At 32.1% G+C, this 21,933-nt stretch carries 20 protein-coding genes and 1 tRNA gene; 11 read left to right on the top strand and 10 right to left on the bottom strand.

Annotation, left to right across the window (positions count from 1 at the left end; genetic code table 11):
- Positions 1-56 precede the first annotated feature (56 nt).
- From ileS to N2251_RS09365, 5 genes are all read left to right on the top strand, one after another.
- On the top strand, positions 57-3,455 hold the full coding sequence (gene ileS / locus N2251_RS09385) for an isoleucine--tRNA ligase (RefSeq protein WP_260586464.1): 3,399 nt from the start codon (positions 57-59) through the stop codon (positions 3,453-3,455).
- Positions 3,456-3,459: 4 nt separating this feature from the next.
- Complete coding sequence (locus N2251_RS09380) at positions 3,460-3,837, top strand: TraR/DksA family transcriptional regulator (RefSeq protein ID WP_260586463.1); 378 nt, start codon at positions 3,460-3,462, stop codon at positions 3,835-3,837.
- A 76-nt stretch (positions 3,838-3,913) separates the two neighbouring features.
- Positions 3,914-4,543 (top strand): hypothetical protein, encoded by a 630-nt coding sequence (locus N2251_RS09375; RefSeq protein WP_260586462.1) that lies wholly within the window; start codon positions 3,914-3,916, stop codon positions 4,541-4,543.
- A 43-nt stretch (positions 4,544-4,586) separates the two neighbouring features.
- The gene (locus N2251_RS09370) at positions 4,587-5,171 is read left to right on the top strand and encodes a lipoprotein signal peptidase (RefSeq protein WP_260586461.1); all 585 of its coding nucleotides are present in this window, start codon (positions 4,587-4,589) and stop codon (positions 5,169-5,171) included.
- Positions 5,172-5,251: 80 nt separating this feature from the next.
- On the top strand, positions 5,252-5,854 hold the full coding sequence (locus N2251_RS09365; protein WP_260586460.1) for a DUF4230 domain-containing protein: 603 nt from the start codon (positions 5,252-5,254) through the stop codon (positions 5,852-5,854).
- Positions 5,855-6,072: 218 nt separating this feature from the next.
- Here N2251_RS09365 and N2251_RS09360 read toward each other — a convergent pair whose 3' ends face one another.
- Together N2251_RS09360 and N2251_RS09355 are read right to left on the bottom strand one after the other, a co-directional pair.
- Positions 6,073-6,486: a DUF6691 family protein gene (locus N2251_RS09360; protein ID WP_260586459.1), complete on the bottom strand. Its 414-nt coding sequence runs from the start codon at positions 6,484-6,486 to the stop codon at positions 6,073-6,075.
- A 1-nt stretch (position 6,487) separates the two neighbouring features.
- Entirely contained in the window at positions 6,488-7,048 is a 561-nt protein-coding gene (locus tag N2251_RS09355) for a YeeE/YedE family protein (RefSeq protein WP_260586458.1), read from the bottom strand.
- 357 nt (positions 7,049-7,405) lie between these two features.
- On the opposite strand from N2251_RS09355, the gene N2251_RS09350 reads away from it, so the two are divergent.
- Positions 7,406-8,398: a stealth family protein gene (locus N2251_RS09350; RefSeq protein ID WP_260586457.1), complete on the top strand. Its 993-nt coding sequence runs from the start codon at positions 7,406-7,408 to the stop codon at positions 8,396-8,398.
- Between the two features lie 74 nt (positions 8,399-8,472).
- Here the strand turns inward: N2251_RS09350 and accC are convergent, their stop codons facing one another.
- From accC to pdxA, 6 genes are all read right to left on the bottom strand, one after another.
- Positions 8,473-9,813, bottom strand: a complete 1,341-nt coding sequence (accC, locus tag N2251_RS09345; protein ID WP_260586456.1) for an acetyl-CoA carboxylase biotin carboxylase subunit — start codon at positions 9,811-9,813, stop codon at positions 8,473-8,475.
- Between the two features lie 64 nt (positions 9,814-9,877).
- Positions 9,878-10,360 carry an acetyl-CoA carboxylase biotin carboxyl carrier protein gene (accB, locus tag N2251_RS09340; RefSeq protein WP_260586455.1) on the bottom strand — a complete coding sequence of 161 codons (483 nt, stop codon included), beginning with the start codon at positions 10,358-10,360 and terminating at the stop codon, positions 9,878-9,880.
- 26 nt (positions 10,361-10,386) lie between these two features.
- Positions 10,387-11,382 carry a beta-ketoacyl-ACP synthase III gene (locus tag N2251_RS09335; protein WP_260586454.1) on the bottom strand — a complete coding sequence of 332 codons (996 nt, stop codon included), beginning with the start codon at positions 11,380-11,382 and terminating at the stop codon, positions 10,387-10,389.
- Positions 11,383-11,533: 151 nt separating this feature from the next.
- A complete protein-coding gene (gene rpmF, locus N2251_RS09330) occupies positions 11,534-11,728 on the bottom strand; it encodes a 50S ribosomal protein L32 (RefSeq protein WP_218771557.1) in 195 nt (64 codons plus the stop codon).
- Positions 11,729-11,736: 8 nt separating this feature from the next.
- Positions 11,737-12,273 carry a YceD family protein gene (locus N2251_RS09325; RefSeq protein WP_260586453.1) on the bottom strand — a complete coding sequence of 179 codons (537 nt, stop codon included), beginning with the start codon at positions 12,271-12,273 and terminating at the stop codon, positions 11,737-11,739.
- Between the two features lie 72 nt (positions 12,274-12,345).
- On the bottom strand, positions 12,346-13,380 hold the full coding sequence (gene pdxA / locus N2251_RS09320) for a 4-hydroxythreonine-4-phosphate dehydrogenase PdxA (RefSeq protein WP_260586452.1): 1,035 nt from the start codon (positions 13,378-13,380) through the stop codon (positions 12,346-12,348).
- A gap of 62 nt (positions 13,381-13,442) precedes the next feature.
- On the opposite strand from pdxA, the gene N2251_RS09315 reads away from it, so the two are divergent.
- Positions 13,443-14,030, top strand: coding sequence for a riboflavin synthase (locus N2251_RS09315; protein ID WP_260586451.1), 588 nt, complete (start codon positions 13,443-13,445; stop codon positions 14,028-14,030).
- A gap of 39 nt (positions 14,031-14,069) precedes the next feature.
- Here N2251_RS09315 and N2251_RS09310 read toward each other — a convergent pair.
- Both N2251_RS09310 and N2251_RS09305 read right to left on the bottom strand, forming a co-directional pair.
- Positions 14,070-14,143 (bottom strand) — tRNA-Ile (locus tag N2251_RS09310).
- A gap of 52 nt (positions 14,144-14,195) precedes the next feature.
- Positions 14,196-15,167: a polyprenyl synthetase family protein gene (locus N2251_RS09305; protein WP_260586450.1), complete on the bottom strand. Its 972-nt coding sequence runs from the start codon at positions 15,165-15,167 to the stop codon at positions 14,196-14,198.
- A gap of 127 nt (positions 15,168-15,294) precedes the next feature.
- On the opposite strand from N2251_RS09305, the gene N2251_RS09300 reads away from it, so the two are divergent.
- Genes N2251_RS09300 through N2251_RS09285 form a run of 4 tightly spaced genes read left to right on the top strand, consistent with a single transcriptional unit; the run spans position 15,295 to position 21,910 of the window.
- Positions 15,295-15,903: a TetR/AcrR family transcriptional regulator gene (locus N2251_RS09300; RefSeq protein ID WP_260586449.1), complete on the top strand. Its 609-nt coding sequence runs from the start codon at positions 15,295-15,297 to the stop codon at positions 15,901-15,903.
- A 5-nt stretch (positions 15,904-15,908) separates the two neighbouring features.
- A complete protein-coding gene (locus N2251_RS09295) occupies positions 15,909-17,249 on the top strand; it encodes a TolC family protein (RefSeq protein ID WP_260586448.1) in 1,341 nt (446 codons plus the stop codon).
- Between the two features lie 11 nt (positions 17,250-17,260).
- A complete protein-coding gene (locus N2251_RS09290) occupies positions 17,261-18,427 on the top strand; it encodes an efflux RND transporter periplasmic adaptor subunit (protein ID WP_260586447.1) in 1,167 nt (388 codons plus the stop codon).
- Between the two features lie 21 nt (positions 18,428-18,448).
- A complete protein-coding gene (locus tag N2251_RS09285; protein WP_260586446.1) occupies positions 18,449-21,910 on the top strand; it encodes an efflux RND transporter permease subunit in 3,462 nt (1,153 codons plus the stop codon).
- Positions 21,911-21,933 lie beyond the last annotated feature (23 nt).

Here is a 21,933-nt window from a genome sequence, read left to right as displayed (position 1 = left end):
TACTACAATTACAAGAAAATACGTAATTTTGCCAATTCAATTAATACAATTACAAAATGAGTACGAAGTTTACTGAATACAAGGGGCTTAACTTGCCAAATGTTGCTGATGAAATCCTTAATTACTGGAAAGAAAACAACATTTTTGAAAAAAGTATAACTACCCGTGATGATAACAAGCCGTTTATCTTTTTTGAAGGACCACCTTCAGCAAATGGTTTACCGGGTATTCACCACGCAATGGGACGTACCATTAAAGATATTTTTTGCCGTTACAAAACCTTAAAAGGATTTCAAGTAAAGCGTAAAGCTGGTTGGGATACCCATGGTTTACCAGTGGAACTTGGTGTAGAAAAAGAATTAGGAATTACCAAAGAAGATATCGGTACTAAAATTACGGTAGAAGAATACAATATTGCTTGTAAAAAAGCAGTAATGAAGTATACGGATATTTGGAATACACTTACCGAAAAAATGGGATATTGGGTAGATATGGAAGATCCGTATGTTACCTATAAACCAAAATATATGGAAACTGTTTGGTGGTTGTTAAAACAAATCTATAACAAAGATTTGATGTATAAAGGATATACAATTCAGCCATATTCACCAAAAGCAGGAACTGGATTGAGTTCTCATGAGGTAAATCAACCAGGAGCGTATCAAGATGTTACCGATACTACTGTTGTAGCACAGTTTAAAGCAGTTACCGAAACACTACCAAGTATTTTACAAAACGGAAGTGATGTTCATATTTTAGCTTGGACAACTACTCCTTGGACGTTGCCAAGTAATACAGCACTAACCGTTGGGCCAAAAATTGATTATGTTTTAGTAAAAACATTTAACCAATATACATTCGAACCTACGCAAGTAATTTTAGGAAAGCCTTTAGTAGGAAAGCAATTTGCAGGAAAGAAGTTTAAGGCTGTTGAAAATGAAGGAGATTTAGCAAGTTATAAAGCAGATGATAAGCAAATACCTTACTTGGTTGTAGCAGAATGTAAAGGAGCAGATTTAGTGGGTACTAAATACGAGCAATTATTACCGTATGTACTACCTTATGAAAATGCTGAGGATGCGTTTAGAGTAATTCCAGGAGATTTTGTTACTACGGAAGACGGAACAGGAATTGTACATACAGCACCAACTTTTGGAGCTGATGATGCTATTGTTTGTAAAGATGCAGGTGTACCACCAATGTTAGTTAAAGATGCGAACGATAATTTAGTTCCTTTAGTAGATTTACAAGGTAAGTTTACTAAAGAAGTAGGTGAGTTTGCAGGGATGTACGTTAAAAATGAATACTATGCTGATGGAGAAGCTCCAGAAAAATCAGTAGATGTACAAATAGCGATAAAATTAAAAGAAGAAAATAAAGCCTTTAAGGTAGAGAAATATGTGCACAGTTATCCGCATTGTTGGAGAACTGATAAGCCTATTTTATATTATCCATTAGATTCTTGGTTTATAAAAGTAACAGACGTTAAAGAACGTATGCACTCTTTAAACGAAGAGGTTAATTGGAAACCAGCATCAACCGGAACAGGTCGTTTTGGAAATTGGTTGAAAAATGCCAATGATTGGAACTTGTCACGTTCTCGTTTTTGGGGAATTCCACTACCAGTTTGGAGAACAGAAGATGGTAAGGAAACTAAAATAATGGGTTCTGTAGCTGAGTTAAAAGAAGAAATGCAAAAGGCTGTAAAAGCTGGAGTAATGTCTGAAGATATTTTTGCTGATTTCGTATCAGGAGATATGTCAGACGAAAATTATGATACGGTTGATTTACATAAAAATGTAGTTGATAAAATCACCTTGATTTCTGATTCAGGAGAACCGATGCAACGTGAAGCAGATTTAATTGATGTTTGGTTCGATTCTGGTTCTATGCCGTATGCACAATGGCATTATCCGTTTGAAAATAAAGAATTGGTAGAAGAAGGTTGGAAAACAGCCGATTTCATTGCCGAAGGAGTAGATCAAACTCGTGGATGGTTTTATACCTTACACGCTATTGCAACCATGGTTTTTGATGATAAAGCCTATAAAAACGTTGTTTCTAACGGATTGGTGTTAGACAAAAACGGACAAAAAATGTCGAAGCGTTTAGGAAATGGAGTAGATCCGTTTTCAACGTTAGATAAATATGGACCTGATGCTACGCGTTGGTACATGATATCGAACGCAAATCCTTGGGATAATTTAAAGTTCGATTTAGACGGAATTACAGAGGTTAGTAGAAAGTTTTTCGGAACACTTTACAACACGTATTCTTTCTTTAGTTTATATGCAAATTTAGATAATTTCAATTATAGCGAAGCTGAGGTTCCTTTAAACGAAAGGCCAGAAATTGATCGTTGGATTTTATCAGAATTAAATACTTTAGTTCAAAAAGTTGATGTTTTTTATGCAGAATATGAACCAACAAAAGCAACGAGAGCAATCTCTGATTTTGTACAAGACCATTTAAGTAACTGGTATGTTCGTTTGTGTAGAAGACGTTTTTGGAAAGGCGAATACGCACAAGATAAAATATCAGCATATCAAACTTTATATACTTGTATGCTTACGGTTGCTAAATTGGCATCGCCAGTAGCACCTTTCTTTATGGATAAATTGTATAAAGATTTAGTGAGTACAACAAATATCGAAGGATTTGAAAGTGTGCACTTAGCAGAATTTCCAAAATACGATGCTAATTTAATTGATAAGTCTTTAGAGCGTAAAATGGAAAACGCACAAACAATATCTTCATTAGTTTTATCGTTAAGAGCTAAAGAAAAGATAAAAGTACGTCAACCATTACAAAAAATCATGATTCCGGTTTTAGATGCAACTCAAAAAGAAGAAATTTTAGCAGTTGCTGATTTAATTAAATCAGAGGTAAATGTTAAGGAAATAGAGTTGTTAGACGATGCTTCAGGTATTTTAGTAAAACAAATAAAACCAAATTTTAAAGCTTTAGGGCCAAAGTTTGGTAAGGATATGAAGTTGATTGCGAATGAGATACAAAAATTTACGCAAGAAGATATTATCAAAATAGAAAAAGAAGGAACTATTTCTGTTGAGATTAATGAGAAAATGATTAATTTAGAAACCGCTGATGTAGAGATTTCTTCTAAAGATATTGAAGGTTGGTTGGTAGCAAATGCAGAGGGTTTAACCGTTGCTTTAGATGTTACAATAAACGAAGATTTACGTAAAGAAGGTGTTGCAAGGGAATTGATAAACAGAATTCAAAATGCACGTAAGGATTCTGGTTTAGAAGTAACAGATAAAATAAAATTAACCATTTTAAAAGCTGCTGATTTACAAGGGTCTGTAGCAGCAAATGCCGCTTATATTAAAGCGGAAACATTAACAAATGAATTAGTTTTTGTTGATGTTTTAAAAGATGGTACAGAAATTGAATTCGATACCATAAATAGTAGAATGTTAATTGAAAAAATATAGCTTTATGGAAGATGTTACAATAAGATACTCCGATAATGATTTAGAAGAATTTAAAGGAATCATTTTAAATAAAATTAAGCAGTCAGAAGAAGATTTAAGCTTATTACAAGCTTCTTATAAAAACGGTTCAGATAATGGTACAGAAGATACTTCACCAACATTTAAATCGTTTGATGAAGGTTCAGACACAATGGCAAAAGAGGCAAATATGCAACTAGCTATTCGTCAAGAAAAGTTTATCCGTGATTTAAAAAATGCGCTAGTTCGTATTGAAAATAAAACATATGGTATTTGTAGAGTTACAGGAAAATTAATTCAGAAAGAACGCTTAAAATTAGTTCCTCATGCTACATTAAGTATAGAGGCAAAGCGTAAACAATAAGATTTTGTATAGTTACAATAATAATAGGAAACCTCTTTTTAGAGGTTTCTTTTGTTTTAAGCACGTTTGTTTAACGATGTTTTTATTTGCAAACATGTTTCTTTTTGCTCAAGAAAAATTAATTAAAAAAAGCACTTTTCAATCAGAAGAAATAGAAATTATTACAGATGGATTGGACGATGTAGTTATTGAAACTGCTACAAGTAACCAAATAGAAGTAATATTGTTAGATGAAAATCCGAATACACATACAATTCTTATCACAGAAGAAAATGACATTTTAAAAGTAGGCTTTAAACTTAATTTTAATACATTTAAGGAACCTGTTTTTAGGAAATATATTACAAAACGACTGCAACGAGCTGCGGCAATAATTAAAATACCAAAAAATAAGATTGTAAGTATCTACGGAAAAACGATTGCAATAACATCTAAAAGTTATAACGGAGATTTAAGTATTTATATTGATAAAGGAACTGTAAACTTACATAAAGTAAAGAGAAATGCGTTGGTTCAGTTGTTTTTAGGAAATGTTTCTGCTGTTTTATCAAAGAAAAGTGCCGTAAGTATTGAAACAAAAAATGGAGAAATACGTGTAAATGAAAATAGTTATAAGCAGCAGTTTTATACTAAAAACACCAGAAAAGCGATCCACGATTTTAAAGTGCGTTCTATGAACGCTAATGTTCTCCTAATAACGGAATAAAAACGAATACTTTTCTTATTTTAGCAGCTATTAAATTTATAAAATGTCTAAAAAAAATATCGCAATACTTACCGTAGTTTTAGCAATTTTAATTGATCAAATCAGTAAAATATATGTTAAAACACATTTTCAACTAGGAGAAGAAGTAGTTGTTTTTGGTGATTGGTTTAAAATACATTTTACTGAAAATAATGGTATGGCTTGGGGCTTTGAATTTGGCGGTAGAGCGGGTAAGTTATTTTTAACTTTATTTAGAGTTGTAGCAGTTTCTGGTATTGTATACTGGCTATGGCAAACCATAAAAAGACAAGCACATACAGCTGTTGTTATTGCAATTGCATTGGTTTTAGCTGGTGCAGTAGGTAATATTATCGACTCTGTTTTTTACGGAGTAATCTTCGATAGCTCGTACCATAATGTAGCAACATTATTTTCTGATAAGCCTTACGGTGAATTATTTTACGGAAAAGTGGTAGATATGTTATACTTTCCGATGTATGAAGGAGAAAGTTTTACTTTTTTTAATGCTATTTTTAACGGAGCAGATTCTTGGATAAGCATCGGAGTTGCGTTGTTATTCATATTTAATAAGCAAGCGTTTCCGAAAGAAGAAGAAAAAGAAGTTTAAGCTATAAACCTTTCAGTAAATATATTTTTTTATATTTATAATTGATTGTTTATCATTTATATTTATAGAAAAATAAAAGTATGCGTATTCTTAAATATTTAGCTATTTTTTTATTGGGCTTTTTAATTGCCAAGTTTTGGTATGAAAAGAAAGTAGAGAAACATCAAAAAGAAGAAATTAAAGTTGTTTTAAACGGCATACAAAACCTAAGTAAATTAGTAGTTTCTGAAGGTGTTTTTTCTGAAATGTATAGTTTCTCTGATACTAAAAAATATTTATACGATTATTTGTCTTTCGAAAAAAAAGCAATTCTTTCTGTTAATGCTAAAGTTGAGGTTGGTTATGATTTATCGAAGTTAGAAATTCAAATAGATAGTATTGGTAGACGAATAATCATCAACAAAATTCCGAAAGAAGAAGTTTTGATATCTCCAGATATTCAGTATTTCGATTTACAACAAAGTCAGTTTAATACTTTTTCAAAGACTGAGTTTAATAAATTGAATGCTAAAGCGATTGAAAAGATACAATCGACAATTACAGTGTCTAAACTACAAAAGGATGCTAAAGTGCGTTTACTTGAAGAATTATCGAAGATTTATCAACTTTCTAAAATATATAATTGGAGTGTGGTTGATAACACAAACTCCAATTTATTGGATGCTGTTTTAATGAAGGAGTGAAAACTTTATAATTGATAAATTATTTAATTTTAAGGCTAGTTATTATTGATTATAAAAGTAGTTCTCGACTTCACTCGAACTGATATAATAGAAAAAAGAGACTAAAAATTTAGGCTAAACACAATAAATAAGTTTAGCCCCGATTGTAGTAATTGTCTGAGCTCCTCGCAGAGAGCGAGTGCGAAAAGCGGGAAATAGCTACTAATTATTGTTAAGAATTAATTAGGTAGTTTTTTACTTAGTAGTCCATAAATAAAAGCACCCAACATTGCACCTATTAAAACAATAATTACAGGGAAAATACCATGACCAATTAACACAAAAATAGGAGCAGGGCAAGCGCCTGCCAAAGCCCAACCCAACCCAAAGATGGTTCCGCCAACAAGTGTTCTTATAATCCCTTTTTTCTTTTCTTTAATATTGATCTTGTTTCCTTGATAATCTTTTATTTTTCCGTTTTTAAAGAAATACATCAAAACCATAGAAACTGCTACTGCTGATCCTATAATTCCGTACATATGGAAGGATTGGAATTTAAACATTTCATAAATTCGATACCATGAAATGGCTTCGGATTTTGTCATAATAATTCCGAATAAAATACCTACTATTAAAAATTTTATATTTTTCATGTTATCCGAAAATTAAAGGGAATAATACCCATGTCATTAGTAAACCACCTATAAAAAAACCAATTACCGCAATTAACGATGGTAATTGTAAGCTACTTAAGCCTGTAATAGCATGGCCAGAAGTGCATCCGCCAGCATAGCGAGTTCCGAAGCCAATTAAAACTCCGGCAATTAGTAAAATTGAAAAACCTTTTAAAGTAAGCATGTTTTCGATACTGAAAATTTCAGAAGGTACATATGAGTTTCCTGCATTGGCAAAACCTAAATCGGCTAATTCTTGTACGGTTTTTGGGTTTAAATTAATTGTGTTTGTTGCTGATAAATAAGTAATGCTTATAAAGCCGCCAATAATTAATCCTACCAAAAAAGTAAGTGCCCAATCACGTTCTTTCCAATCTTTTTTAAAGTAATCAGAAACTTTACCCGCACCTGCAATGGTACACATGGTTTCTAAATTTGTAGAGATGCCAAAGTTTTTTCCGAAGTAAAAAAACAAGAAAAGCACAAAGGCAATTAGTGGACCCGATAGATACCAAGGCCATGGTTGTAATATAATATCCATTATAAAGTTTTTTAATATATGCTATTATGATTTTAGTAGCCACCAATACTGTTTGCTATGCACTTTTGGTTTGTGCCACCTAATTTAGTTATTAAAACACTACTGTTTTTAGCGTTGTAAAAGTACTGGAAAATTCCTCATTATTTGTAACAATTGTAACACTGCTTATTTTTGGTAAACCCGTTGTTTCTTTATGATTGTTCTCTGTTAGTTTTTTTATTTTATTGAAATGTTAATATTTTAGTGATATAGAATTATTGGATAACCTGTAATTCTTAGGTAATATGACTATGTTTATATTGAAAATAACTTACTTTTGAATCTTATACAGATTCGTTTAATTTTTATATAAATAAGATGGGGATAGATTTTGTGGTTACTTGGGTTGATATGGATGATCCTAAATGGATTAAGGAATTTTCGAAGTATTCTAATAAAATAGATAATTCAGTGAATGAGCTTTCTGAAGCGCGTTTTCGTGATCATGGATTTTTAAAATATTGGTTTAGAGGTATTGATAAATTTACTCCTTGGGTTCGAAAAATTCATTTTGTTACGAGTGGTCAAAAACCAGAGTGGTTAGATGAAAATCATCCTAAAATAAATTTGGTAAGTCATTCAGATTATATTCCAAAACAGTATTTACCAGTTTTTAATTCGAATTTAATAGAAATTTACATGCACAAAATTCCTGATTTGTCAGAGCGATTTGTGTATTTTAATGATGATTTTTTTATTACGAATACTGTTCCTGAGACTCGTTTTTTTGAAGGAGGACTACCTAAAGATATTGCTACTTTTAGAAAAAACACAGGTATTTCTCAATTCGAAAAAATGCTTAAAAACAACATACGACTTATCAATAAACATTTTGATAAGAAGGAGGTTTTTAAAAGAGATCACGCAAAATGGTACGATCCGTCTTACGGTAAGAGAGGAAGGTTAACAAAGTTATTGAAGTATTATAATGAGTTTATTACACTTCGTACTCCTCATAATGCACAACCTTTTTTAAAATCTACTTTTGAAGATGTTTGGAAGCATTGTAATGAGGAACTTACTGAAATGTCTGAGCATAGGTTTAGAAGTAATGATGATTATACTCCTGAGTTATTTAAAACATGGCAAATATGTAGTTCGAATTTTGTGCCATATAATACGTATCAAGATACAAAAATGTTTCCTTTACTCATTAAGTCAAAAAAAGCTATTAAGGCAGTTAAAGAACAAACATATAAGCTTGTTTGTTTAAATGATAATATACATATCAGAAATTACAATAAAGTGATGCAAGATATAAGTGATGCGTTTGAGAGTATATTACCAGAGAAATCAAGTTTCGAAAAATAGAAGACAATATTCTATTTTATATTAAAGAATAAAAAAAGCCTACTAGTTTTAAAACATAGTAGGCTTTTTAATATTTACGCTTTCATTTCAAAATCTTCCATGAATTTGGTGGTATAATTACCAGCAATATAATCAGGGTGATCCATTAATTGTCTATGAAAAGGAATTGTTGTTTTAACACCTTCAATTACATATTCGTCTAATGCACGTTTCATTTTGTTAATTGCTTCTTCACGAGTTTGTGCAGTTACAATTAATTTTGAAATCATCGAATCGTAATTAGAAGGAATCATATAACCAGCATATACATGCGTGTCTATACGAACTCCATGACCTCCTGGAGCATGGTATGAAGTAATTCTACCAGGTGCAGGTCTAAATCCGTTAAAAGGATCTTCTGCATTAATTCTACACTCAATAGAATGCAATTGAGGTAAGTAATTCTTACCTGAAATAGGCACCCCAGCAGCTACTAAAATCTGCTCACGAATTAAATCGTAATCAACGACTTCTTCAGTAATTGGATGCTCTACTTGAATACGCGTATTCATCTCCATAAAGAAGAAGTTACGGTGTTTATCTACTAAAAACTCTACAGTTCCAGCACCTTCGTATTTAATGTATTCAGCAGCTTTTACAGCAGCTTCTCCCATTCTAGTACGTAACTCATCCGTCATAAACGGAGAAGGTGTTTCTTCTGTTAATTTTTGATGACGACGTTGAACTGAACAGTCTCTTTCTGATAAATGACATGCTTTACCGTAAGAATCTCCAATGATTTGAATTTCAATATGACGAGGCTCTTCAATAAGCTTTTCCATATACATATCATCGTTACCAAAGGCTGCTTTTGATTCTTGACGTGCAGAATCCCACGCTTCTTTTAAATCTTCAGGTTTCCATACAGCACGCATTCCTTTTCCACCACCACCAGCTGATGCTTTTAGCATTACAGGGTAGCCAGTTTCTATGGCTGTTTTTTCACAAGCCTCAAAAGTTTCTATAACACCTTCGCTACCAGGTACACATGGTACTCCAGCAGATATCATGGTCGATTTAGCATTTGCTTTATCTCCCATACGGTCAATCATTTCAGGTGAAGCTCCAATGAATTTTATATCATGTTCATCACATAATTTAGAAAACTTAGCGTTTTCTGACAAGAAACCATATCCAGGGTGAATAGCATCAGCATTTGTAATTTCTGCAGCAGCAATGATGCGATCCATTTTTAAATAAGATTCATTACTTGGTGCTGGTCCAATACAAACTGCTTCATCGGCAAATCTTACATGTAAGCTTTCTGTATCTGCTTTAGAATAAACAGCAACAGTTTTTATTCCCATTTCTTTACAGGTTCTAATTACGCGTAGCGCAATTTCACCTCTATTGGCAATTAATATCTTTTTAAACATACGTTCTAAAAATTTTAAAACTCCAAATATGAAGTGTTTACTTTTATTTGGAGTGCTATATTATTTAAGATGGATCTACTAAAAATAATGGTTGATCAAATTCTACAGGAGAAGAATCATCTACTAATACTTTAACGATTTTCCCTGAAATTTCAGATTCAATTTCGTTAAATAATTTCATTGCTTCAATAACACAAACAGTATCACCTACTTTTACTTCACTACCTACCTCTGCAAAGTTTGGCTTGTCTGGAGATGGTTTTCTGTAGAAAGTTCCAATAATTGGAGAGTTGATTGTAATGTATTTAGAATCTTCTTCAGCACTTGAATTATCATTTGAAGGAGCTGTTGGAGCTGCTGCTACAGGAGGTTGCGCCATCATTTGAGGAGCTACACCCATTGGGGCAGCTGTCTGAATAATTGTAGTTTCAGGAGTTTCGCTTCCAGTTTTAATGGTGATTTTAATATCTTCCATTTCTAACTTTACTTCACTTGCGCCTGACTTTGCTACAAATTTTATAAGATTTTGAATTTCTTTAATATCCATATTCCTAATTTTAGTTGTTTGGTTTTTTATGAATTGTATGCCCATTTTAAATAGATAGCTCCCCATGTGAAGCCTCCACCAAATGCTGCAAAAATTAAGTTATTTCCTTTTTTCAAATCCTTTTCATAGTCAGCAATTAATAAAGGTAAAGTAGCTGAAGTGGTGTTTCCATATTTATGGATGTTTACCATTACTTTTTCAGATTCTAAACCAACTCTATTTGCTGTAGCTTCGATAATTCGGTTGTTTGCTTGGTGCGGAACTAACCAGTCAATATCGTCTTTCGAAAGATTATTTCGGGTAAGCATTTTTTCTGAAACATCTGCCATGTTAGAAACTGCGTATTTAAAAACACTTTTTCCTTCTTGATGTACGAAATGTTGTCCGTTTTTAAGTGTTTCTTCAGAAGTAGGTAAAATAGAACCTCCAGCTTCAATTTTAAGAAACTCTCTACCAACACCATCACTTCTTAGGTATTCATCTTGTAAGCCTAAACCATCAGTATTTGGTTCGAATAATACAGCTCCAGCTCCATCACCAAAAATGATACATGTTGCTCTATCCGTATAATCGATAATTGAGGACATTTTATCGGCTCCAATTAGTAATACTTTTTTATAACGACCGCTTTCTATATACTTAGCAGCCGTAGACATTCCGAATAAAAAACTAGAGCATGCTGCTTGTAAATCGTAAGAAAAAGCATTTACAGCTCCTATTTGAGAAGCAGTGTAGGCCGCGGTTGAGGCAACAAGCATGTCGGGTGTTGCAGTAGCAACTAGTACTAAATCAATATCTTTAGGGTCTATTTTTGATTTTTGAAGTAAATCTTCAGCTGCTTTAATCGCCATAAAAGAAGTTCCTTTGCCTTCGCCTTTCAGAATTCTTCTTTCTTTGATTCCCGTTCTACTAGTGATCCATTCATCATTAGTATCTACCATTGTTGCTAGTTCCTCATTTGTTAAAATGTATTCAGGAACAAATTTTCCTACTGCGGAAATCGCTGCAGTTATTTTAGTCATAATTGTTTGTTTTGTGGTAAAACCAGTTTTCAAAAGTACTGAAAATTATTTCACTTTTTTAAAGAAAAAACATCAAAAAAAATAATTTTTAACGCAAAAACACAAAAAAACCCTCAAATAGAGGGTTTTTTTGTTTTATGAGAGCTAGTTTTTAAGCCTCAGCAACTGCATTTTCTAATACTACTTGACCTCTGTAGTATAATTTACCTTCGTGCCAGTGAGCTCTATGGTATAAATGAGCTTCTCCAGTTGTAGGATCAACAGCTATTTGAGGTACAGAAGCTTTATAGTGAGTTCTTCTTTTATCTCTTCTAGTTTTCGATATTTTTCTCTTTGGATGTGCCATTTTATGTTTTATTTATCTGTTAGTAAATCCTTTAATTTATCCCACCTTGGGTCTGCTGACGTTTGTTCAACAGTTTTTTCTTCGTTTATTCTTAATTCGTTTAATCTATCTAAAGCATCAGATTTCATTGTGCCGTTTAAAACATCTGGATGAATTCTTTTACTAGGAACTGATAAGACAATTAACTCATATATATATTGAGCAACGTTCATTTCATATACTTCATGCGGAAGTATTAAAATTTCATCATGTTCGTCATTATATTCAGTGCCAAATTTAACAATTAAATCTAAAACACCATCAATTTCTAAATCAAATGGTTCTCCAGTGGTATCGCAAGGTACGTTTACAGTACCTTTTATTGTAAAAGTAAGCTCGAATAAGGTGCTTTTTTTTACAAAATTAATATCCGCGGTTAGGTTTGTGTCGTTAAATTCATCAAACTGAAATGCTTCAAAGAACTTTTCTTCAATTTGATATTGAAATAAATGACTTCCTTCTTTTAAACCTACAAAAGGTATATTGAATTCTTTTATGTCTTTCATCTGTAAGATCAATTTGAGCGTGCAAAGATATAAAAAATGTTTATATTTTTATATTTTACGTTAAAAAAAATACTATTTAACTTTTAGTATGTTTTTTGTTAGTTCTATATGTTGTTTTCGGTTCTTAAATATTTGTAATGAGGTGAATAAAGCTTCTTTGAATGACGAAGGATTTGCTTTGTTTTTACCAGCAATATCGAAACCTGTTCCATGATCAGGTGAGGTTCTTACTTTGTTTAATCCAGCAGTGAAATTTACACCGTTACCAAAAGATAGCGTTTTAAAAGGAGCGAGTCCTTGGTCATGATACATTGCTAAAACACCATCAAACTGTTTATAAGTTTGAGATCCGAAAAACCCGTCAGCGGCATAAGGCCCGAAAACTAACTTTCCAGATTCTTTAATTTCGGCAATTACCGGGCGTGTAATTTTATCATCTTCGCTTCCTATAATTCCGTTATCACCACAATGAGGGTTTAGTCCTAATATGGCAATTTTAGGTTTGCTAATGCTAAAATCTTGCTTTAATGAAGCGTGCATAATTTCAACTTTCTCTTTAATTAATTCTGGAGTAATTGTTTGTGCTACTTCAGAAATGGGAATATGACCTGTAATTAAACCGATTCGTAATTCATCAGTCATTAAAACCATTAAACTCTTGCCGTCTAAGTTTTGTTCTAGATATTCTGTGTGTCCAGGGAAATTAAAGTCTTCAGATTGAATGTTTTCTTTGCTTATTGGTGCAGTAAGTAAAACATCAATATGATTGTTTTTAAGAGCTTTTGTAGCAGCTTCAAGTGATTTATAAGCAAATTTACCGCCTATTTCAGTGGTTTTTCCTATTTCAATCTTAACTTCTTCATTCCAAGAATTCATTAAGTTGATTTTGTCATGCGAAATTTTATCAATCGAATTAATACCTTGAATATTAGTATTTAATTTCAAGTTTTTCTTGTGGTAAGAAATCAATCTTGTTGAAGCAAATATAACAGGAGTACAAAACTCAAGCATACGCTTGTCTTCAAAAGTCTTTAAAATAATTTCAATTCCAATTCCGTTTATATCTCCAACTGAAATTCCAACAATAATTTTGTTTGTAGTATCCATAGTTACTTTCGTACGTAAAAGTTGTATTTTTGATGTTAACAAAAGTAATTAAAATTTAGAGAATGTTTACGGGAATAATTGAAACTCTTGGAATTGTAAAAAGAATCACAAGAGATAAAGAAAACTTACATATTACTGTTGCTAGTGATATTACTGGTGAATTAAAAATAGATCAGAGTGTGGCTCATAATGGTGTTTGTTTAACAGTAGTTAATATTGTTGATGATGAATATACTGTTACAGCAATTAAAGAAACACTGGATAAAACTAATATAGGAAATTTAAAAGAAGGAAATGAAGTTAATTTAGAACGAGCAATGAAATTAGGTGCTCGTTTAGATGGTCATATCGTACAGGGGCATGTTGATAGAACTGGGGTATGTAAAAACATTAAGGATGAAGATGGGAGCACGGTTTTTACTTTTTCTTATGATTTTGATGGTGATAATGTAACTATTGAAAAAGGGTCTATTACTGTAAACGGAGTAAGTTTAACAGTAGTGAATTCTCAGAAAGATGAATTCAGTGTTGCGATTATACCTTATACATTGGCGCATACTACTTTTAAGAACTTTACTATTGGTAGTAAGATTAATCTTGAGTTTGATGTGATTGGTAAATATGTAGCAAGATTAACTCAATTAAAATAAAAAACCACTTACATTGCTGTAAGTGGTTGAATTTAAACGTGGTCCCACGAGGACTCGAACCTCGGACCACCTGATTATGAGTCAGGTGCTCTAACCAACTGAGCTATAGGACCGGTTAAATTAGGACTGCAAAAATAGTAACTTTTTTAAATAAAAAAACTTTTTTTATACTTTTCTGCTCATTAAATTTTCACCGAACAAACGCAAGCCTTCTTTGGCTTGATTAGAAATGTTTAAGTGTGCTAAACTTTCGAAAGACTTATTTGTATAGTACTCAATAAGTTCGTGCGTAAATTTGGGGATGTTGTTTTTTGAAAAAATAGCGGAAACAGTACTTATTTTTGTTGAAATATTTTCTTGTTTTTCATTGTAAAGAGCACTTAATTTCTTTTTGTCATCGTCATTTGCTACTTCTAAAGCCTTTAAATAAAGAAAAGTTTTCTTGTTTTCGATGATATCACCACCAACTTGCTTTCCAAAAGTTTCTGGATTTCCGTAGGTGTCTAAATAATCATCTTGTAATTGAAAAGCAATTCCTAAGTTTAATCCGTAATTATATAAATGCTCTGCTTGGTCATCATTAACTTCGGCTACAATAGCTCCCATTTTTAATGCGGCAGCAACTAAAACAGACGTTTTTAAGGTAATCATTTTAATATACTCCTCAATAGTAACGTCGTTTCTTGTCTCAAAATCAACATCTAATTGTTGTCCGTCACAAACTTCAAGGGCAGTTTTGCTAAATAATTGTGCTAATTTTTGAAAAACTGTAGGTTCGTAGTTTTCAAAATATTGATAAGCGAGTATTAGCATTGCATCACCAGATAAAATACCCCTATTAATATCCCACTTTTCATGAACGGTTTCATGACCTCTTCTTAAAGGAGCATCATCCATAATGTCATCATGCACTAATGTAAAGTTATGAAAAACTTCAACAGCTAAAGCAGCAGGCATTGCTTTCTTATAGTCTCCAGAGAAAATATCAGCAGCAATAAGAGTTAATATGGGTCTAATTCTTTTTCCGCCTATTTGAAGAATGTAGTCGATAGGTTCATAAAGGTTTTTCGGTTCCTTTATAGTTTTTTTAGAATCTAGGTAAGATAAAAAGTCTGACTGATATTGTAGTATGTCCAAATCTTAATTTTTTTGTAAAAATAAGCTAAACAAAAATTGTAGAATCAAGAGAATGTTAAAAAATGATTAAAACTATGGAAACTTTTTTTGTTTCTAAAGTTTCCATACGTACATTTGCACTCGAATTATGAGAGATAAAATTATAAATAAAGCAGGAGAAATGTTTTTAACCTTAGGGTTTAAGAGCATAACGATGGATGATATTGCCAAAGAACTTGGAGTGTCTAAGAAGACGTTGTATAAGTACTTTTCAAATAAAACAGCTTTGGTTGATGCCAGTACAGGAGCAGTTCATAATACGATTAATGAGGCTATTATTAACATTAAAGAGCAAGGGTATAACGCAATTGAGGAAGAGTTTGCTGTAAAAGCAATTTTTAAAGAAATGTTTAAAAATGCAAAAACTTCACCAATGTATCAGCTTAAAAAGTATTACCCAGAAACATACACGAGCTTAATGGAGCGTGAAGTGTGTATGTTTAGAGATTGTAATGTTGATAACCTTGAAAAGGGAATTGAACAAGGTTTTTATAGAAAAGGTTTAAATATTGAATTGATAGTTAATTTTTATTTCACATTAATTTTTGGTGTTTTTGAAACCGAAATGTATGGTAGTGAAATGCAAGAGTTAATGAAGATTGAGTACCAAATTTTAGAATACCATATAAGAGCAATTGCAACACCAAAAGGAATTAACGAGTTAGAGAAACAATTAAAAACAATAAATCAAAATTAAAACCAATGAAGAAATACATATACAGTGTATTTATATTCTTTTGTACGAGCTTTCTGTTTGCGCAAGAAGAACTTAACATATCAATGCAAGAAGCAATTGATTATGCGATAAAGAACAATTACGAAAATAAGATAGCTTTAAATAATATTGAAGCAGCTAAAGAGAGAAAATGGGAAACCACTACGATGGGTTTACCTCAAATAAACGGAAAGGTAGATTATCAAAATTGGTTAAAACAACAAGTTTCGTTATTGCCTGCTGAAATTTCTGGTGGTGCTCCAGGAACTTTTACGCCAGTGAACTTTGGAACGAAACAAACAATGGACGCTTCATTGACTTTAAAACAATTAATTTTTGATGGTTCTTATTTAGTCGGATTACAATCGGCAAAAACATATTTAAAAATATCAGAACAGGCTAAAGAGAAAACGGAGTTAGCAACAAGAGAAGCTGTTATTAACTCGTACGGAAATGTATTGGTTATAGAGAGAACAATTGATATTTTAGAGAATAACCGAACGGCACTTCAAAAAAACCTAGATGAAACTCAAAAAATATACGAAAACGGATTAACAGAGTTAGAAAACGTAGAGCAGCTACAAATAACACTTGGTACTATTGAAAACAATTATAGTAATGCCAAAAGAATGAAAAGCATTGCTTATAAAATGTTAAACATTGCCTTAGGTAATTCAATAGAAAAAAAGATTGTAGTAACTGATAATTTAGATGATTTAGTTCTTGCAAATACAGATTTAAGTTTGCTAGCAAAAGTTTTTAATGTTGATGATCATATCGATTTTAAAATAGCAGAAAATGAAACGGAAAGCAAAAAGCTTTTAATGAAATTAGAGCAAAGTAAAGCACTGCCAACATTATCGGCATTTGTAAATTACGGTGCAAGTGCAAATTCAAATGACTTTGATTTTCTTAAAGGTTCTCAAGAATGGTTTGATTACTCACTATTAGGAGTAAGTTTAAATGTGCCAATATTTAGTAGTTTCGGAAGACGATCAAAAACAGCGAGAGCAAGAATAGAACTTGAAAACGCAGAAATACAAAGTAAAAATATTGAGCAAAAATTAAAATTGCAAGCAGAAACTGCAAAAAGTGATTATCAGCTTAGTATTGAAAGTTTTCAAACTGCAAAGAAAAATTTAGGATTGGCTGAGCGTATAGAGAAAAAACAACAAATAAAGTTTTTTGAAGGGCTTTCATCAAGTTTCGATTTATTACAAGCGCAAAATCAGTTATACACGCAACAAAATAATTACGTACAATCTATGTTGAACGTAATAGCAGTAAAGGCACAATTAGAAAACGCATTAAACATACCACTAAAATAAAATTACCTATAATGAAAAAAATATATTCACTACTCGCAGTAACACTAATTTTAGCTTCCTGCGGAGGAAATAAAAAACAATCAGTTGAAGATGTAATTGCTTCTAACGATTTGGTAAAAATACGCGCTAAAAAAACAGCTTTAAATACTCAAATACAAACATTATCAGCAAGTGTTAAAGTATTAAACGCTAAAATAGCGACATTAGATACTAATAAAAAAGTACCGTTAATAACAATTATATCAGCAAAACAAACAGTATTTAATCATTATTTAGAATTACAAGGAGATGTAAAAACGAAGCAAAACGTTTTAATATATCCAGAAATGGCTGGGCAATTGGTTCGAATTTATGTAAAAGAAGGACAATATGTAAAAAAAGGACAATCATTAGCTAAAATTGATGATGGTGGGTTATCTAATCAATTAGCACAAGTAGAAGCACAGGCAGCACTTGCAGAAACTACTTACGAACGTCAAAAACGATTATGGAATCAAAAAATAGGTTCAGAAATACAGTTTTTACAAGCTAAAACTACTTACGAAGCACAAAAAAATACTGTAAGTCAATTAAAAAGACAATTAGGAAAATCGGTAATAAAAGCGCCTTTCTCTGGAGTTATTGACGATGTAATTAAGGAGCAAGGAACGGTGGTTGCACCCGGAATGGGAGCTGAAATTTTTAGAATTGTAAATCTTTCTAAAATGTATATCGAAACAGCAGTACCAGAAAGTTATATTACTTCTATTAAAAAAGGAAAAAATGTTGAAGTTGAATTCCCTGTTTTAGGAAAAAAGATCAATTCAAGTGTGCGTCAGGCAGGTAATTTTATCAATCCAGCAAATCGTACTTTTAAAGTAGAAATAGCTGTTGATAATAAAGACGGAAGTATAAAACCAAATTTATCAGCGAAGTTAAAAATTAATGATTACACGAATACAGCAGCCTTGTTAATTCCACAAAGTATCATTTCCGAAAATGCAAAAGGACAACAATATGTGTATGTTGTTACCGCTTTAAAAGATAAAATGGGTACAGCAAAACAAGTAATTATTACTACAGGAAAAACACAAGGAGATGATGTAGAGATTTTAGAAGGTGTTAAAGCGGGTGATCAAATTGTTATGGAAGGTGCTCGTAGTGTTCAAAATGGTCAGCAAGTACAAATTTTAAACTAACTCATAAGTAAAATTATAAATATGTCTAAAAAGAACAAACAGGTAGATAAGGAATTTGGCTTATCTTCTTGGGCAATTAACAACAAAACTACCATGTATGTGGTGATGTTAGTTATCTTTTACTTAGGTGTTTCTGCTTTTTTTGAAATGCCTCGTGAGAGTTTCCCAGAAATTAAAGAAACAAAAATTTATATAAGTACCCCGTTTTTTGGTAATACGGCCGAAGATATCGAGAAACTTATTACAGATCCGTTAGAAGAAAAACTAAAAACGGTAAGTAACGTTGTTGAAATCACTTCTACATCTCAAGAAGATTACTCAATGGTAATTGTTGAGTTTAACGAGCATATAGAAGTAGAAGCAGCAAAACAAAAAGTTAAAGACGAAATAGATTCTGAAACGTCTAGTGAGGATTGGCCAACTTTTAATGGTGCAAAAGTAGAACCTAACGTTTTTGCTTTAAGTATGAGTGAAGAAATGCCAATTCTTAATATTAATATTTCTGGAGATTATACGGTAGGAAAATTAAAAGAGTTTGGAGAATATCTTCAGGATGAAATTGAAGGATTGCAAGAAATTAAACAAGTAGATATTCGTGGTGTACAAGACAAAGAAGTTGAAGTCGCTGTAGATATTTATAAAATGCAAGCAGCAAAAGTTAGCTTTGGTGATATTATAAATACGATTAACGGTGGTAACTCAACCATGTCTGCAGGTAATTTAATTACAAGCGGACAACGTCGTACGATTCGTATTTTGGGCGAAATAGAAAAGCCGTCAGACTTAGAAAGTTTTGTTGTAAAATCTGAAAAAGGAAATTCTATTTACTTAAAAGATGTTGCAGATGTAACATTTAAAGAAAAAGATATTACAACTTATGCACGACAATACGGGGAGCAAGTTATTATGCTAGACGTTAAAAAACGTGCTGGATCAAATATGGTTGCTGCTGCAGAGCAGATTCAGAAAATGGTTCAGGATGCGAAAGAGAATGTTTTTCCTTCAGATTTAGAGGTTACTATAGCGAACGATCAATCTTCAGTAACTATAGCAGCAGTAGATGATTTAGTAAATAACATTCTTTTTGGTGTTATTTTAGTAGTGATGGTTTTAATGTTTTTCCTAGGATTTAAAAACGCAATTTTTGTAGGTTTTGCAATTCCGATGTCTATGTTTATGTCGTTGATGATTTTAAATTTATTAGGCTACACATTAAATACCATGATTCTCTTCGGATTGATTATGGGACTAGGAATGTTGGTAGATAATGGTATTGTAGTTGTAGAAAACGTATATCGTTTAATGGATGAGGAAGGAATGAGTAGAGTTGATGCAGCCAAAAAAGGTATTGGAGAAATTGCATTTCCTATTATTATTTCTACGGCAACAACAGTAGCAGCTTTTATTCCATTAGGTTTATGGCCAGGAGTAATGGGAGAATTTATGAAATTGTTACCAATTACATTGGCTATTGTATTAAGTTCTTCATTAATAGTAGCTATCTTTTTTAACTCGGTATTGGTCTCTAATTTTATGAGTACTGAAGATAAAAATATGCCTTTAAAACAGATAATTACCACAACGGTAATTATGACAATTATCGGAGTTTTGGTATACTTAATCGGAGGAACTTATAGAGGTTTAGGAGTGTTAATGGTTTTTACAGCAATCATGCTTTGGGTATATCGATTCTTTTTGCGCGGTTGGGCAAATGCTTTTCAAACAAAAGTACTACCTCGTTTAGAAAATTGGTATGAGCGTCAACTACGTCGCGCATTATCTAAATCTAGACCATATTGGTTAATAGGAGGAACTTTTGCTTTACTTATTATCTCTTTTATTGCATTTGGAGCATCATTAGCTTCACAACGTACTAAAGTTGAGTTTTTCCCTAATAATAAGCCAAATCAAATTATTGTTTATATCGAGTATCCGCAAGGAACAGATATTGAAAAAACAAACAGAATTACCAAGCAAATTGAAAAGAGGGTTGATGTTGTTTTAAATGATGCACAATATACAGATGGTGATTATAACTTCTTAGTAGAAAGTACCGTTTCGCAAGTAGGTGAAGGTGCTGGGAATCCGACTGCTGATGCAGGTTCTGGAGGTGAATTACCGCACAAAGGAAAAATTACAGCTTCAATGCGCGAGTATAAATACCGTAGGGGAGAAGATAGTGAATTATTGCGTCAAAAAGTACAGCAAGCTTTAGTAGGTATTTATCCTGGAGTTTTAATTTCTGTTGAAAAAGATGCGAATGGTCCACCAGCTGGTGCGCCAATTAATATTGAGATAGAAGGGAATGATTATAGTGAGTTAATTGCTATTGCAGAAAAAATGCGTGATTTCATCAATGCAAGAAATATACCTGGAGTAGATGAAATTAAGATAGATGTAAATAAAGATAAACCAGGAATGCAAGTTCTTATAGATCGAAAAAAATCTGGAGAATTAGGGGTTAACGCATCACAAGTTGGACAACAAATTCGTAATTCTATCTTTGGTGCCAAAGCAGGAATTTACAAAGAGGATGGTGAGGATTATGATATATATGTTCGTTTTAATAAAGCGAATAGATACAATTCTAGTGCTATTTTTAATCAGAAAATAACTTTTAGAGACAATACGGGGCAAATAAAAGAAATCCCAATTTCTGCAGTGGCAGAGCATAGTAATAATTCAGGATTTAGTGCCATTAAGCATAAGGATGTTAAGCGAGTTGTAACGGTATATTCTCAATTGTCACCAGGTTTTACAGATGCTGGCGCGATTGTAAATCAAGTACAAAACGAAATGAAATCGTTTGAAGGAATGCCTAAAGACATCAAAATAGATTATACAGGGCAAATTGAAGAACAGAACAAACAAATGGCTTTTTTAATGGGGGCATTATTAACTGGTTTAGGGTTGATTTTCTTTATATTGATTTTTCAATTTAATTCCATTTCAAAACCAACAATCATCATGATTTCTATTTTGTTAAGCCTTATAGGTGTGTTTGGCGGAATGGTAATTACAGGTTCTTCTTTTGTTATTATGATGACCATGATGGGAATTATATCATTAGCAGGAATTGTGGTGAATAATGGCGTAGTATTACTAGATTATGCACAACTATTAATTGATAGAAAAAAACTTGATTTAGGTTTAGAGGAAACAGCTTATTTAGAAACAAGCGATTTGTTCGAGGCAATTGTAAGAGCAGGTAAAGCACGTTTAAGACCCGTATTATTAACTGCAATTACAACGATTCTTGGTTTAATCCCTTTAGCAATAGGGTTTAACATAAATTTCTTTACGTTGTTTGCAGATTTTGACCCTAAAATATACATGGGAGGAGATAACGTAATTTTTTGGGGGCCATTAGCATGGACTGTAATTTACGGTTTATTAATAGCTACCTTCTTAACCTTAATTGCTGTACCTATTTTATTCTTCTTAATAACGAAGTTTAAAATGTGGTTGAGAAGAAACATATAATAATTTTTGGTTTTTGTTAGTGA

It is taken from the genome of Tenacibaculum haliotis (assembly GCF_025215075.1).
Classification (GTDB): Bacteria; Bacteroidota; Bacteroidia; order Flavobacteriales; family Flavobacteriaceae; genus Polaribacter; species Polaribacter haliotis_B.
Note: the sequence above shows the minus strand (reverse complement) of the source record. Positions and strands in the feature narration are given on the sequence as shown.

Excerpts from the sequence above, each read along its gene's own strand:
- ileS (WP_260586464.1), top strand. The coding sequence starts at position 57 with ATGAGTACGAAGTTTACTGAATACAAGGGGCTTAACTTGCCAAATGTT.
- N2251_RS09380 (WP_260586463.1), top strand. The coding sequence starts at position 3,460 with ATGGAAGATGTTACAATAAGATACTCCGATAATGATTTAGAAGAATTT.
- N2251_RS09375 (WP_260586462.1), top strand. The coding sequence starts at position 3,914 with ATGTTTTTATTTGCAAACATGTTTCTTTTTGCTCAAGAAAAATTAATT.
- N2251_RS09370 (WP_260586461.1), top strand. The coding sequence starts at position 4,587 with ATGTCTAAAAAAAATATCGCAATACTTACCGTAGTTTTAGCAATTTTA.
- N2251_RS09365 (WP_260586460.1), top strand. The coding sequence starts at position 5,252 with ATGCGTATTCTTAAATATTTAGCTATTTTTTTATTGGGCTTTTTAATT.
- N2251_RS09360 (WP_260586459.1), bottom strand. The coding sequence starts at position 6,486 with ATGAAAAATATAAAATTTTTAATAGTAGGTATTTTATTCGGAATTATT.
- N2251_RS09355 (WP_260586458.1), bottom strand. The coding sequence starts at position 7,048 with ATGGATATTATATTACAACCATGGCCTTGGTATCTATCGGGTCCACTA.
- N2251_RS09350 (WP_260586457.1), top strand. The coding sequence starts at position 7,406 with ATGGGGATAGATTTTGTGGTTACTTGGGTTGATATGGATGATCCTAAA.
- accC (WP_260586456.1), bottom strand. The coding sequence starts at position 9,813 with ATGTTTAAAAAGATATTAATTGCCAATAGAGGTGAAATTGCGCTACGC.
- accB (WP_260586455.1), bottom strand. The coding sequence starts at position 10,360 with ATGGATATTAAAGAAATTCAAAATCTTATAAAATTTGTAGCAAAGTCA.
- N2251_RS09335 (WP_260586454.1), bottom strand. The coding sequence starts at position 11,382 with ATGACTAAAATAACTGCAGCGATTTCCGCAGTAGGAAAATTTGTTCCT.
- rpmF (WP_218771557.1), bottom strand. The coding sequence starts at position 11,728 with ATGGCACATCCAAAGAGAAAAATATCGAAAACTAGAAGAGATAAAAGA.
- N2251_RS09325 (WP_260586453.1), bottom strand. The coding sequence starts at position 12,273 with ATGAAAGACATAAAAGAATTCAATATACCTTTTGTAGGTTTAAAAGAA.
- pdxA (WP_260586452.1), bottom strand. The coding sequence starts at position 13,380 with ATGGATACTACAAACAAAATTATTGTTGGAATTTCAGTTGGAGATATA.
- N2251_RS09315 (WP_260586451.1), top strand. The coding sequence starts at position 13,443 with ATGTTTACGGGAATAATTGAAACTCTTGGAATTGTAAAAAGAATCACA.
- N2251_RS09300 (WP_260586449.1), top strand. The coding sequence starts at position 15,295 with ATGAGAGATAAAATTATAAATAAAGCAGGAGAAATGTTTTTAACCTTA.
- N2251_RS09295 (WP_260586448.1), top strand. The coding sequence starts at position 15,909 with ATGAAGAAATACATATACAGTGTATTTATATTCTTTTGTACGAGCTTT.
- N2251_RS09290 (WP_260586447.1), top strand. The coding sequence starts at position 17,261 with ATGAAAAAAATATATTCACTACTCGCAGTAACACTAATTTTAGCTTCC.
- N2251_RS09285 (WP_260586446.1), top strand. The coding sequence starts at position 18,449 with ATGTCTAAAAAGAACAAACAGGTAGATAAGGAATTTGGCTTATCTTCT.